Origin of the sequence: Pseudomonas sp. EA_65y_Pfl2_P74 (genome assembly GCF_963970575.1) — a bacterium.
GTDB classification, from domain to species: domain Bacteria; phylum Pseudomonadota; class Gammaproteobacteria; order Pseudomonadales; family Pseudomonadaceae; genus Aquipseudomonas; species Aquipseudomonas baetica_A.
This window is the reverse complement of record NZ_CAXAOQ010000044.1, coordinates 19280-32817: the sequence shown is the minus strand read 5'-3', so window position 1 is coordinate 32817 and position 13538 is coordinate 19280. Positions and strand designations below refer to the sequence as shown.

Here is a 13538-nt window from a genome sequence, read left to right as displayed (position 1 = left end):
CAATGGCCACCAGCTCACCGGCTATCAGGCCGGCGGTTCGGCAGAACTGGACGAAGGCCCGGCACGTCGCCACAAAGGCCGGTTTGTTGTTTTTGCGAAAGTCGGCGATGGTCTTGAAGTCGGGTTTGAGCCGGTTGATCAACCACATCACTTCGATGTTGCGCTGACACTCGACCTCAAGTCGGCGTGAGGAGCGAATCCGTTGGAAATAGCCGTAGAGATAGAGTTTTAGCTGATCGGCAGGATCATAAGAGGGGCGCCCGGTGCCTTTGGGCAACGCTTTGTCAAAGCCCAGTTGCACCAGACCCAGCTTGGCGACGTAGAGGTCGATCACACGAACGAGGTGATCCTCGGGGATCAGTTCCTCCAGCGAGGCCGGGAACACGCTGGTCTGGCTGCGAGACTCTCCTTGGATGTAGGCCATAACGAAAAATGCTCCGTATCTTTCGATACGGAGCATTTTCATTGAGCGCTGCGCAGATTGCTAGGTTTTCACACAGTCTGCGAAGGTCGCCTTTTTCAGTCAGACAAGCGTGATCAGAATTCGTGATCAGCGCTGTCCGGGTTCAGGTCGGTGATGCCCAGCTTGCCGGCTGCGGCTTCGATCGAACCGGTCTGCTTGACCAGCGAGGCGATGGCGTCGCGCACGATCTGGTTGCCAGCGGTATTGCCGGCGGCGATCAATTGGTCGTAGTGCTCACCCTTGTTGGCGTGGTCGACCATGACCTGGATCTTGGCTTCGGTCGCAGCCAGATCGGCTTTCAACGCGGTGTCGGCAGCCGGGTCAGCCTTGGCCACCAGCGACGACAGGCTGGCGCCGGTCATTTTGGTGCCGTCAACACGGGTGTACTCGCCCAGGTAAACGTTACGAACGCCTTTGGCATCGTAGAAGTGCGAGTTGTGGGTGTTGTCGCTGAAGCAATCCTGTTCGTCTTCAGGGGAGTTGGCTTCCAGGGACACCTTCATGCGCTCGCCCGCCAGTTCGCCCAGGGACAGGCTGCCCATACCGAAGAGCATTTTGCGCAGGCCGTTTTCGCCGGGTTCGGCTTCCAGGGTGGCGCGGTAGTTGTCAGCCACGTTCGGCTTCCAGTTACCGACCATTTCTTCCAGGTCGCTGACCAGCAGTTGGGTCACGGACTTGAGGTAGGCACGACGACGATCGTTGTGACCGCCGGTAGCGCCAGCGCCTTCCAGGTAGTCGGAAGCCGGGCGGTTGCCCGCGCCAGGACCGGTACCGTTCAGGTCCTGGCCCCACAGCAGGAATTCGATGGCGTGGTAGCCGGTGGCAACGTTGGCCTCGGAACCGCCCAGCTCGTTCAGGCTGGCGAGTTTTTCCGGGGTGATGTCTTTCACGTCGACCTTGTCTTCGCCGACCTGCACTTCGGTGTTGGCGATGATGTTGGCGCTGGCGCCCGGATTACCCAGTGCGTGTTCGTAGGATTTGTCGACGTAGTCGATCAGACCCTCGTCCAGTGGCCAGGCGTTAACCTGACCTTCCCAGTCGTCGATGATGGTGTTGCCGAAGCGGAACACTTCACTCTGCAGATACGGAACGCGCGCGGCGACCCAGGCAGCCTTGGCGGCGTTCAGGGTGTCGGCGTTCGGCTTGGCAAGGAACGCATCGACGGCGGTTTGCAGGGTTTTCGCGGTGGATTCGGCATCGCTGTAAACGGCGAAGACCATGTCGGCGTAATGCGCGACCACAGCCTTGGCGGCGGCGTCGTCGATTTTAGCGGCGGCGGCAGGAGCAGTGGTGCTGGCGGCTGGAGTCGGCGTGGTCGGGGCGGCGGGCTTGTCTTTGCCTTCGCCGCAACCGGCGAGGGAAATGGCGATGGCCAGCAGACTGGCGGTAGCCAGAGGCATACGAATCATGGCGAACATCCTGCTTCGGTAGTTGAGTGGACTCGCGCTGGGAGCGCAAAACTGCGACATAATGCAAATCTTTCGCATTATCTGTAAAGGGATGTGCCTGGAAATATTTCTTATTCGTGTATTGAGATCAAACGATCGCAGCCTCTTGGCACTCGGCAGCTCTTGCAGGCGAATGGGATTCACGAGAGCTGCCGAAGACTGCGATCTTTTAAAGGATGGCCGCGTTGCTGCGTTGCGCCTGCTTGAGGTAGGCGCTCAACTCGCGCGCCGGTAGCGGTTTGCTGTAGTGGTAGCCCTGACCTTCGTGACAGCCTTCGGAAATGATGTACGACTCCTGCTCGGCGGTTTCCACGCCTTCGGCAATCACCTGCATGCCCAGGCTCTTGCCCAGTTGAATGATCGCGCGAACGATGGTCGCATCGTCATCGTCATCCAGCAGGTCCTGGACGAAGCTCTTGTCGATCTTGATCTTGTCCAGCGGCAGACTTTTCAGATAACTGAGCGATGAATAACCAGTGCCGAAGTCGTCGATGGCAATCAGCGCGCCGGAGCGGCGCAGGCTCAGCAAATGCTGGGCGGCGGTGCTGATGTCTTCCATCAGGCCGGTTTCGGTGACTTCCAGCTCCAGACTGCGCGGTGGCAAGCGGTACATCTGCAGCAGATTGTTAACCACCCGCGGCAATTCGGCGTGGTGCAGTTGCACGGTGGACAGGTTGACCGCCATGCGCAGGTCGACAAAGCCCTGATCGTGCCATTCGCGCAATTGCTTGCAGGCCTGATCGAGCACCCATTCTCCGATGGCGATGATCGTACCGTTCTGTTCGGCCAGCGGAATGAACAGGTCGGGCGGGACCAGACCGTGTTCAGGGTGTTGCCAGCGAATCAGCGCCTCGACGCCAACCACACGGTGATCGCGGTAGCTGATCTGCGGTTGATAGACGAGGTAGAACTGATCGCGCAGCAAGGCATCGCGCAGGTCTTTTTCCAGTTCGCGACGGCGACGCATCTCACTGTCGACGCTGGCGATGTAGAACTGATAACGATTGCGCGAGCGGGTCTTGGCCAGGGTCATGGTCTGTTCGGCCTTCTGCAACAGCTTTTCGGTGCTGTCGCCGTCCTCCGGGAACAGGGTGATGCCGATGGTCGCACGCAGGCGGATTTCCTGGTCGTCGAGGGCGAACGGCGCCTCCAGATCATCAAGAATGCTTTGTGCCAGCTCCGCCGCTTCATAAGGCTGTTCGATATCGGCCTGCACCAGGGCGAACTGGTCGCCACCCAAACGGGCGAGGGCACCGAGGCGGCCGCTGTGGGCGCGCAAGCGATCAGCCAACGCCAGCAACAACTGATCGCCGGTCTGGTAGCTGAACTGTTCGTTGATACCTTTGAAATCATCCAGCCCCACGCACAACACCGCGACGCGGCGTTGCAGTTTGCCGGCGTCGACGAGGATCTTGTCCAGTTGCTGCTGCAGTTGCTGACGGTTTGGCAGACCGGTGAGGAAATCGTATTGGGCCATGCGCAGCAGGCTGTTCTCGGCTTCGTGGCGCAGGTGGGTATTGCGTTCGATGGATTCGAGCAACTGGTTGGCGGTGTTGATCCAGACTCCCAGTTCGTTTTTCTCGTGGCCCTTGAGTTGCGGAATCTTGTGTTCGCTGGGGCGATCGGGGTTGATTTCGGTCAGATGCTCGATGATCCGCGACAGCGGTTTGGTCAGCAGCCAGTGATAGACCAGATAAAGCACCAGGCCCATGGCCAGGGCACGCAATACACCGGAAATGAAAATGATCACCGAACTGACGATAAAACTCTCGCCATAGGTCGCGGTGTCGAGGGTGATGCTCAAGTCGCCGTAGTACTCGCTGTAGGGACCGCGACCCACCAGTTGCGTGGTGAAGGTGCGCTCCTGACCCAGAATCAGGTCGGTCAGCCAGCGGCTGTTGGAATGCTGCAACTCACGGGATTTTTGCGCGAGCATCGCTTCATTGGGATGGCCGATGGAGGCCTGGCGCACGGCGTCGTCCTGGAACAGGCCTTCGATCACCTGCATGCCCATCTCCCGATCCAGGCTGTACACAGCCTGAGTGGAGGGGTCGCGGAACATGTCGAGGATCCGTTCGGCGTCACCGACAACGGCCTGGCGTGTTTTATAGGCATCGAAAACAATTTGCGCGCAGCTCAAGACCACGCCCACGATCAATGCCGACAGGAGCACGACCCGGAGCAACTTCACCGACAAGCTGTTCTTGAGTTCCAGCTTCAAAGGGTTATTCCTTGTTCCGTGCGGGTAGCGTCAAGTTGCCGTGAGTATTGGCAATCCGGTGTTGGCAGTCAAAGGGACAATCAGGCCCAGAAAAATTTGCCCAGGGCCTGGGCCGACAGGCTGCTGACTAGAGTATTAGTCCTATTTGTACTGTGTCGGTAGTTTTGGCCCTCAACTTGAGCGTTGCGGGACATTTTTTCCTTTTTTGATGTTAGCCCTCTGTGCAAGGTCGGCAAGTGGCGGCAGCCCGCATTAAATGTGAGAAAAGCGCTATCTCCTGCCTGAATCAAAGGCATAAAAATGTATGGTCAGCCCATCTCCTGCAACCTCATGGGCTGTTTTCGGTAAAGCTGGCTTGCGCTAATGTATCCGGGCTCATTGTGAGCGTTGCTGCAACAACGCTCGACCCTCGATGAGTAGCCGCTCCCGACTGTCCTGAAAAAACCCTCAGCCTCTAAAGCTGATTTTTATGCCAGGTTCTCAGGTACCTGCGCCAATGTGCTGAGCAATTGGCCGCGGTTGGTTTTCTTGCGCAATACCTGATGACCTTTGGCATCCTGGCCATGCAGGTGGAAACTGTGTTTGCCAATGTCGATACCGAGAAGCGTTATCGTATTCATGAGAGATCCTCCGCCGAAAACGAGAAAAGCCCTGCAAGCGTAAACCTGCAGGGCTTCTCGGTCAGGCTGACCATCTCATTAAACCCGGCATCAGCCGGGTTTCTTCTCTGGCGCGCAGCTTAAGCGGTGAAGGTTTTGCCTTCGAACTGCTCAGCGACGAACTTCCAGTTGACCAGGTTCCAGAACGCTTCGACGTACTTGGGACGAACGTTGCGGTAGTCGATGTAGTAAGCGTGTTCCCAAACGTCGCAAGTCAGCAGCGGGGTGTCGCCGCTGGTCAGCGGGTTGCCGGCGCCGATGGTGCTGGCCAGTGCCAGGGAACCGTCAGCCTTTTTCACCAGCCAGCCCCAGCCGGAACCGAAGGTGCCGATCGAGGTTTTGCTGAACTCTTCCTTGAACTTGTCGAACGAACCGAAGGCTGCGTTGATTGCATCAGCCAGCGCGCCGGTTGGTTGACCGCCGGCGTTTGGCGCCAGGCAGTTCCAGTAGAACGTGTGGTTCCAGACCTGAGCGGCGTTGTTGAAGATGCCGCCCGAGGAAGACTTGACGATTTCTTCCAGGGTCTTGCCTTCGAACTCGGTGCCCGGCACCAGGTTGTTCAGGTTCACGACATAGGTGTTGTGGTGCTTGTCGTGGTGAAATTCCAGGGTTTCCTTGGAAATGTGCGGCTGCAGGGCATCGTGTGCGTAAGGCAGCGGCGGCAATTCGAAAGCCATGATGATTCTCCTAATCAGGTCTGTTGCGGTGAGCGCAAGGCCGATCACGGGCGGCCAGAAATGCGACGACGAGTTTTTACTCTTTGCGGCGCAGGGTTCGGATCATAGCACCGGGGTTGCGGCTTAACCACGCAACAACTGTGTGGGATAGAGGTTCCAGAGCCTTTTGGAATAAATCACGGAGCGAGTATCAATTGTCCTGCCACCGCGAACATCATCACCGCCACCAGCAGATCGAGGATCCGCCACGTACTCGGCCGGGCCAGCCACGGCGCGAGCCATGCCGCCCCCAGCGCCAGCGTGAAAAACCACAGCAACGACGCACTGGCGGCGCCCACCACATAAGCGCCCGGCACCGATTGTTGGGCGCCAAGAGAGCCGATCAACAACACGGTATCCAGATAAACGTGCGGGTTGAGCAAGGTCACTGCCAAGGCGCTGAGCATCACTGCCCGCAGCGAGCGCACGGTCTGGTTTTCGCTCTGATCCAGGCGCTGTTTCGAGAACGCCCGGCGTAGCGCCTGGCTGCCGTACCAGATCAGGAACACCGCGCCACCCCAGCGCGCCACCGCCAGCAATGTCGGGTTTTGTGCCAGTACAGTGGCAAGGCCGAACACCCCGGCTGCCACCAGCAGCGCGTCGCAGGCAACGCAGAGTGCGGCGACCGGCAAGTGATGCTCACGACGCAGACTTTGTGCCAGCACAAAAGCATTCTGGGTGCCGATCGCCATGATCAGCCCCAACGCCACCAGCAACCCGTTCACATAGCTTTGCCACATAGAATTCACTCCGCGTTGGCTGCGAGATCGCGCAGCACGTGCATGGCGCGTTCGGCGTCGGCCTGACCGACAAACAGGTGATCGTGGTAGTAACCGGCGATCACGTTGCAACTGATCCCGGCCTTGCCCAGTGCGGTGGCGAATGCGGCAGTGAGGCCGACGGCTTCGAGCGCCGAGTGCACGTTGAGGGTGATCCACGCGGCCACGTAATCGAAACTGAAGCCGGCCTGTTCGGCCAGCGAGCGTTGCAGAATCACGGTCAGACCTTCTTGTTCACGAAAGCAGCCGACAATCTCCAGGCCAATTGGCAGTTGCCCGTCGGGCAAGGTGCAAAACACATAGTCGCCGGCGTTGAGCTGCGGGCTCATGCTGCGCAGCAGAGTCGAGAGTGAGGTTTCGCCAGCCATGGAAAGGTCCTTGAGAGAGAGTGCTTGCTGGCTATTCTCCAGTCGGACGCGTTATAAGAAAAACCAATAATGCTGATCGCTCATTAGGAAAAATGATGTTCGATTACAAATTGCTGTCTGCTTTGGCCGCCGTGGTCGAGCAAGCCGGATTCGAGCGCGCGGCGCAGGTGCTGGGCCTGTCGCAATCGGCGATCTCGCAGCGGATCAAACTGCTTGAGGCGCGGGTCGGCCAACCCGTGCTGGTGCGCGGTACGCCGCCGTCGCCGACCGAAATTGGCCGGCGCCTGCTCAACCATGTGCAACAGGTACGTTTGCTTGAACGTGATTTGCAGACCCTTGTGCCGGCGTTGGATGAAGAAGGTTTACCCGAGCGACTGCGCATTGCGATCAATGCCGACAGCCTCGCCACCTGGTGGGCTGAAGCCGTGGGGGATTTCTGTGCCGAACAGCATTTGTTGCTGGATCTGGTGGTGGAGGATCAGACCGTCGGCCTCAAACGCATGCGCGCCGGTGAAGTGGCGGCGTGTGTTTGCGCCAGCGAGCGGCCGGTGGCCGGCGCCCGCAGCGTCTTGCTCGGCGCCATGCGGTATCGCGCGCTGGCCAGCCCGGCGTTCATCGCCCGGCATTTCCCCGATGGCGTGCGTGCCGAACAACTGCCGCGCACCCCGGCGCTGGTGTTCGGCCCGGATGATTTTCTTCAGCATCGCTATCTCGCATCACTGGGTGTCGATGGGGGATTCGAGCACCATTTGTGCCCATCCTCTGAAGGTTTTATCCGCCTGACTGAAGCCGGGCTCGGTTGGGGGCTGGTGCCGGAACTGCAAGTGCGTGAGCAATTGCAACGCGGTGTACTGCGCGAACTGTTGCCAGATAAACCGATCGACGTGCCGCTCTACTGGCATCATTGGCGCAACGGCGGTCAGTTGCTGGGCTTGCTGACCGAGCAATTGGTGCGATCTTCGCCACAATGGCTGGTGCCGTTGGACTGACGGCCAGCGTCAAGACACACGAATCAGGCAAATCGAAAGACAGCGGAGCTTTACATGAAAATTCTGGTCACCGGCGCAAGCGGCTTCATTGGTGGACGCTTTGCGCGTTTCGCTCTGGAGCAGGGCCTGGATGTGCGGGTCAACGGCCGCCGGGCCGAGAGCGTCGAGCACCTGGTCCGCCGTGGCGCCGAGTTTGTCCCTGGTGATCTGACTGACCCGGATCTGGTGCGCGAACTCTGCACCGACGTCGAAGCGGTGGTGCATTGCGCCGGTGCCGTCGGGCTGTGGGGGCGCTATCAGGATTTTCATCAAGGTAACGTGCAGATCACTGAAAACGTTGTCGAGGCCTGCCTGAAGCGACGGGTTCGACGGCTGGTGCATTTGTCGTCACCGTCGATCTACTTCGATGGCCGCGACCACCTGAACCTGACCGAAGAACAAGTGCCCAAGCGCTTCAGGCATCACTACGCGGCGACCAAATATCTGGCCGAGCAAAAGGTTTTCGGCGCGCAGGAATTCGGTCTGGAAACCATCGCCCTGCGCCCGCGCTTCGTCACCGGTGCCGGCGACATGAGCATCTTCCCGCGCCTGTTGAACATGCAGCGCAAGGGCCGTCTGGCGATCATTGGCAATGGCCTGAACAAGGTCGATTTCACCAGCGTGCAAAACCTCAACGAAGCCATGCTCAGCAGTTTGCTGGCCGCCGGTTCCGCGCTGGGCAAGGCCTACAACATCAGCAACGGTACGCCGGTGCCGCTGTGGGATGTGGTCAACTATGTGATGCGCAAAATGGAGATCCCAGAGGTCACCCGGTATCGCTCCTACGGGCTGGCCTACAGCGTGGCCGCGCTCAATGAAGGGGCGTGCAAGCTCTGGCCGGGACGTCCGGAGCCGACGCTGTCGCGGTTGGGGATGCAAGTGATGAACAAAAATTTCACCCTCGACATCAGTCGCGCCCGGCATTATCTGGACTACGATCCGAAAGTCAGTCTGTGGACCGCCCTCGACGAGTTCTGCGGTTGGTGGAAAGCTCAGGACATTCGTTGAAACGAATCGGCCGACCGGCAATGAACCGCACTACAGGTTGAGGGTCAATCCCTGCGGCTGTGGGGTTTATACTTCGCCCCCATCTGCCATCACCGCGTTTCACAAAGGTTGCCTCAATGTCCATGCGTAATGATGCCCACGACGATTTCGATGATGTACCGAGCCTGCGTGCCGACACTTTCGACGACGATGACATTCCGACCACCGCCCGCACCTCCGTGCACTCGCGTACACCGCCCGTGGTCAAGGTCAAAGCGGCAAGCACCGGGCCTTTGTGGGCGCTGGTTGGCGCATTGTTTTTCGCCTTCATCGGCCTTGCCTGGTGGAGTTTTCAGCAGATCTCGCTGATGGAGCAGCAACTGGTCGCAACCCAGGAAAGCTTCGCGCGCATCAGCGAAGAAGCGGCGGGGCGCCTGCAGGACATTTCCGGCAAGGTCGTCGCCAGTCAATCCAACGTCACCAGCGACAGCGAAGCGTTGAAGCTGCAGATCAAGCAACTGGAAGGCAAGTTGCTCGATCAGAGCAAACAGCAGCAGGGCGTTGCCGGCCAGACCAGTGAACTGGACAAGCGTCTGGCACAGATGAGCGCCCAGACCAGCGAGCAACAAAACGCCAACAGCCAGTTACAGGCACAGGTCAAAGCCCTGAGTACAGAGCTGACCACGCTGAAAAACGCCCCGGCCGATACCAGCAAGGTCGACGCCCAGCTCAAGGGTTTCGATGCGCAGCTCAAGAGCCTCGGCGCGGACATCGCCGCACTGAAGAAACAGGGCAATCCGAGCGCGGCAATTGATCGACTGGAGCAGGAAATCGTCGTTCTCAAAAGCGAACAGGACAACCGCCCGGCAGCACCGCAAGGTGCCGCCAATACCGCTGAGTTCGATGCGTTCCGTCGCCAGATGACCCGCAACATCAACACGCTTCAGGCGCAGATCCAGAACTTGCAGCAGCAGATCAATGCCCGGCCTTAAAGCTTGATCAAACGTGTGGCGAGTGGGCACGTTCCCTCGCCACAGCACGGTGTAATCTCCAGAAACCTTCTGAATGTCCCTGCATCATCCCAAGCCGTCTACGCTCTTGAAACACCAACAAGAACGAGGGATGCGCTATGGGTTTTTTGCATAAAGTGGCCTGGCTCGGCGTGATGCTCCTGGCCGGGTTCGGCCAGGCCAACGCCGCGACCACTGCCAAGGATGACAGCCAGGCCGCCATCGCCTTGCTGGAAAAAGCACTGGCCTACTACCACGACAACGGCGACAAGGCGTTCGCCGCGTTCAGTCGCCAGGGTGAGTTTGTCGACAAGGACCGCTATGTGTTTGTGGTCGACACCAAGGGCGTCATGCTCGCCAGCGGCGGGCCCTCGTCGGCGTTGATCGGCCGTGATGTGAGCGAGGTGCTCGGGCCGGATCTGCAGAAAGCCTTCAAAAATGCCTTGAAAGTGCCCGAGGGCAACGGCATCCAGCAAGCCGAGTACCGCTGGCAGAACTGGTCGGATGGCAAGGTCGAGCGCAAGCATGTGTTTTACCAGCGCATCGGCCAACGGATTCTGGCGGTCGGTTATTACCTGCCGCGGGCGTCGGCGGAGCAGGCGATGGCGTTGCTGAACAAGGCGGCTACCGATCTGGGCAAAGACGAGAAGGGCACATTGACGGCGATCAACTCGCTCAAGGGCGGCTATTTGCAGGATGACCTGTATGTGTTTGTCGTCGACCTCGATACCCGGCGCTATGTCGCCCACGGCACCAATCTGCGCTTGATCAATACCGACTTCAGCAAGGTCAAGGACCCGGAAGGCAAACCGGTGGGTGAGCCGATACTGGCGCTGATTGCCAAACAGGATGATGGCGAATACGAATACCGCTGGAAAAACCCGGTGACCGGCAAGGTCGAGGACAAGCATGCCTACCTGAAGAAGGTTGGCCATTTTCTGGTAGCGGTCGGTTACTACAGCCCTTGATCAGCCAGATCCTGTGGGAGCGGGCATGGCTGCTATTGGGTGCCGTGCTCTCTGCCGCGCAGCAAGTTGTTCGGCATCGCAATCGCCGCCGTCAGCCCCAGCAGCGACACCGCCGCACTGACCCACAGCAAATGCCGGAAGGTCACCGAAAGCTCCGCGCGCAAAGCGTTTCGAGCATCACCCGGCGCCGCGTTCAAACCATCAAGCAACACATTGCCCGAATGTCCCTCGCTCATCAGCGAACTGCTCGCCAGGTGGGCGAAACTGGAGTCCTGCAACAACGCCAGCAACAGCGCCGACATCAGCGCCACACCCACCGCGCCGCCGAGCGAGCGGAACAGGTTGGTGGTGCTGGTGGCCACGCCAATGTCGCGTTGCGCCACCGAGTTCTGCGTGCCTACCAGAGAGGTAGGGAACTGCATGCCGCCGGCAATCCCGCTGAGCAACATGAACACGCCGCTGAGCAGCGTGGCCTCTGGCGGACTGAAGGCCATGCCCAGGATCGAGATCGGCATCAACATCGCGCCGGTCAGAATCTGCGGTTTGTAACGACCGGTCACTGAGGTGCGACGCCCGGCAAAGTAGGCGCCGATCGGCAGCCCCATGGCCAAGGGCAGCAAGTGCAACGCGGCGCTGTCGGCCCCGGCACCGGTGACGCTTTGAAAACGCAGCGGCATCAGCACAATCAGCGAAATCGCCTGGAAACTGGTGAAGAAAATCGTGCACCAGCACAGCAGGGCGTTGCGGTTGGCGAACAGGTGCATCGGCAGCAAGGGCTCACGCGCGCGGCGTTCATGCCAGACAAACAGCGCCAGCACCAGCACCGCACACGCGAACAGCCCAAGCACTTCGCTGCTGCGCCACGAATGACCCTGACCGATCTGGGTGATGCCGAGCAACAGAGCGGTCAGGCCAATGATCATCAGCAATGTGCCGAGGTAATCGATGATCGGTTTGCGCTGCGGGATCGGCAGGCCGCGCAGGTTACGCCGCGCCACCCAATAAGCACCCAGGCCCAGCGGCAGGTTGATCAGAAACACCCAGCGCCACGACAGGTACTCGGTCATGTAGCCGCCCAACACCGGCCCGGCGACGCTGGCCACCGCGTACATGCTGCTGAAGTAACCCTGATAGCGTCCGCGTTCGCGTGGCGGCACGATGTCGCCGATGATCGCCTGACTGACCGAAATCATCCCGCCGGCCCCGATGCCCTGGAGAATCCGCGCCAGCACCAGTTGCTCCATGCTTTGCGCCATGCCGCAAAACAATGAGGCGAGGGTGAACAGGCCCATGCCGAACAGCATCAGTTTGCGCCGGCCATACAAATCACCGAGCTTGCCGTAGATCGGCACCGCCACGGTCATCGCCACCATGTACCCGGAAATCACCCAGGCCAACAGGTTGACGTCTTTGAATTGGGCGGAAATGGCCGGCATCGACACGGCGACGATGGTCTGATCCAGTGCGCCAAGAAAGATCGCCATCATCAGCGCGACCAGCACGCTGCGAATGGCCGGTTTGGGCGTTTCGGGATGATTGAGATGGGTCACGAACAACACCTGCGGGCAGTGAGAGTCCCGCAAATGGCCAGGCGAGCGGGGAGGCTCGCCAGTGTAAGTCGGTAGGAAGCTATTCGATAGCCTCATAAGGAAGTCCGACGTAATTTTCTGCAATGGTTTTTCGCCCTGCTTGCGAGCTGACAAAGTAGTCCAGTTCCGAGGCGCTGATGCGCTGGCTGAAATCATCGTGATCGTCGAAGCGATGCAGCATCGACGTCATCCACCAGGAAAACCGCTCGGCCTTCCACACCCGACGCAGGCAGATTTCGGAATATTTCTCGAGCAGGTCGACGCGTTCTTCGCGATAGACCTTCAGCAGAATATTGAACAGTGTGCTGACATCGCTGGCGGCCAGATTCAAGCCCTTGGCGCCGGTAGGCGGGACGATGTGCGCGGCATCGCCGACCAGAAACATCCGTCCGTATTGCATCGGTTCGACCACAAAACTGCGCAACGGCGCGATGCTTTTCTCGATCGACGGCCCAGTGACCAGGTTTTCTGCAAGCGCCACCGGCAGACGGGACTTCAGTTCATCCCAGAAGCGCTGATCGCTCCAGTCATCGACGTTTTCATCCGCCGGCACTTGCAGGTAATAACGGGTGCGAGTTGCCGAACGCATGCTGCACAGTGCGAAGCCGCGTTCGTGGCGGGCGTAGACCAGTTCTTCATGCACCGGTGGCGTGTCGGCCAGAATTCCCAGCCAGCCAAACGGATAAACCCGTTCGAAGACCTTCAGGCTGTCAGCCGGAATCGACTGCCGGGCCACGCCGTGGAAACCGTCGCAACCGGCGATGTAGTCGCAGTCGACGCGCCAGGTTTCGCCGTCCTTTTCAAAGGTGACAAAGGCTTCGTCGGTTTTCATGCCGTGAGGAACGACATCGATCGCCTGATAAATCGTCGGTGCGCCCGCGTCCCGACGAGCGGCCATCAGGTCGCGGGTGACTTCGGTCTGGCCGTAGATCATCACGGTTTTGCCGCCGGTCAACGCGTGCAGATCGATGTGCACCTGGCGCCCGTCCAGCGCCAGATCGAAACCGCCGTGAACCAGACCTTCGGCGTCCATCCGTTGACTCACGCCCGCCTGGCGCAACAGCTCTACCATGCCTTGTTCAAGCACGCCGGCGCGGATTCTGCCGAGTACATAATCGGGTGTCTGGCGTTCGAGGATGAGGGTGTCGATGCCAGCGTTGTGCAGCAACTGGCCGAGGAGCAATCCGGATGGACCGGCGCCGATGATGGCGACTTGGGTTTTCAGCGTTTTCATTGTTTTTATGACTCGCAAGCTTCACACGGCCAAGACCGTTGAATGATTTTTATGGATCGAGTGCTTGC

At 59.5% G+C, this 13538-nt stretch carries 12 protein-coding genes and 1 pseudogene; 4 read left to right on the top strand and 9 right to left on the bottom strand.

Annotated features, from left to right (window positions below):
* From AACY18_RS26460 to AACY18_RS26430, 7 genes and pseudogenes are all read right to left on the bottom strand, one after another.
* On the bottom strand, positions 1-424 hold a 424-nt coding region (locus AACY18_RS26460; protein WP_339466632.1), incomplete at its 3' end, for a transposase.
* A gap of 113 nt (positions 425-537) precedes the next feature.
* A complete protein-coding gene (locus tag AACY18_RS26455; protein ID WP_339434077.1) occupies positions 538-1872 on the bottom strand; it encodes an imelysin family protein in 1335 nt (444 codons plus the stop codon).
* Positions 1873-2080: 208 nt separating this feature from the next.
* Positions 2081-4132, bottom strand: coding sequence for a putative bifunctional diguanylate cyclase/phosphodiesterase (locus tag AACY18_RS26450; RefSeq protein WP_339434076.1), 2052 nt, complete (start codon positions 4130-4132; stop codon positions 2081-2083).
* A 488-nt stretch (positions 4133-4620) separates the two neighbouring features.
* Positions 4621-4752: pseudogene (locus AACY18_RS26445) on the bottom strand (IS110 family transposase); the annotation flags it as partial.
* A gap of 119 nt (positions 4753-4871) precedes the next feature.
* Positions 4872-5468, bottom strand: a complete 597-nt coding sequence (locus tag AACY18_RS26440) for a superoxide dismutase (protein ID WP_095191553.1) — start codon at positions 5466-5468, stop codon at positions 4872-4874.
* 176 nt (positions 5469-5644) lie between these two features.
* Complete coding sequence (locus tag AACY18_RS26435) at positions 5645-6247, bottom strand: LysE/ArgO family amino acid transporter (protein ID WP_339434075.1); 603 nt, start codon at positions 6245-6247, stop codon at positions 5645-5647.
* 5 nt (positions 6248-6252) lie between these two features.
* Positions 6253-6654 carry an ACT domain-containing protein gene (locus AACY18_RS26430; RefSeq protein WP_339434074.1) on the bottom strand — a complete coding sequence of 134 codons (402 nt, stop codon included), beginning with the start codon at positions 6652-6654 and terminating at the stop codon, positions 6253-6255.
* Positions 6655-6749: 95 nt separating this feature from the next.
* On the opposite strand from AACY18_RS26430, the gene AACY18_RS26425 reads away from it, so the two are divergent.
* The 4 genes from AACY18_RS26425 to AACY18_RS26410 all read left to right on the top strand — a co-directional run bounded on the left by AACY18_RS26425 (position 6750) and on the right by AACY18_RS26410 (position 10647).
* Positions 6750-7643 carry a LysR family transcriptional regulator ArgP gene (locus tag AACY18_RS26425; protein ID WP_339434073.1) on the top strand — a complete coding sequence of 298 codons (894 nt, stop codon included), beginning with the start codon at positions 6750-6752 and terminating at the stop codon, positions 7641-7643.
* Between the two features lie 54 nt (positions 7644-7697).
* Positions 7698-8690 carry an NAD-dependent epimerase/dehydratase family protein gene (locus AACY18_RS26420; protein ID WP_339434072.1) on the top strand — a complete coding sequence of 331 codons (993 nt, stop codon included), beginning with the start codon at positions 7698-7700 and terminating at the stop codon, positions 8688-8690.
* A 116-nt stretch (positions 8691-8806) separates the two neighbouring features.
* A complete protein-coding gene (locus tag AACY18_RS26415; protein WP_339434071.1) occupies positions 8807-9661 on the top strand; it encodes an ATPase in 855 nt (284 codons plus the stop codon).
* Between the two features lie 137 nt (positions 9662-9798).
* The gene (locus AACY18_RS26410) at positions 9799-10647 is read left to right on the top strand and encodes a cache domain-containing protein (RefSeq protein WP_339434070.1); all 849 of its coding nucleotides are present in this window, start codon (positions 9799-9801) and stop codon (positions 10645-10647) included.
* Positions 10648-10679: 32 nt separating this feature from the next.
* Here AACY18_RS26410 and AACY18_RS26405 read toward each other — a convergent pair whose 3' ends face one another.
* Positions 10680-12197, bottom strand: a complete 1518-nt coding sequence (locus tag AACY18_RS26405) for an MDR family MFS transporter (RefSeq protein WP_339466631.1) — start codon at positions 12195-12197, stop codon at positions 10680-10682.
* A gap of 79 nt (positions 12198-12276) precedes the next feature.
* The gene (gene pobA, locus AACY18_RS26400) at positions 12277-13470 is read right to left on the bottom strand and encodes a 4-hydroxybenzoate 3-monooxygenase (RefSeq protein WP_339434068.1); all 1194 of its coding nucleotides are present in this window, start codon (positions 13468-13470) and stop codon (positions 12277-12279) included.
* Positions 13471-13538 lie beyond the last annotated feature (68 nt).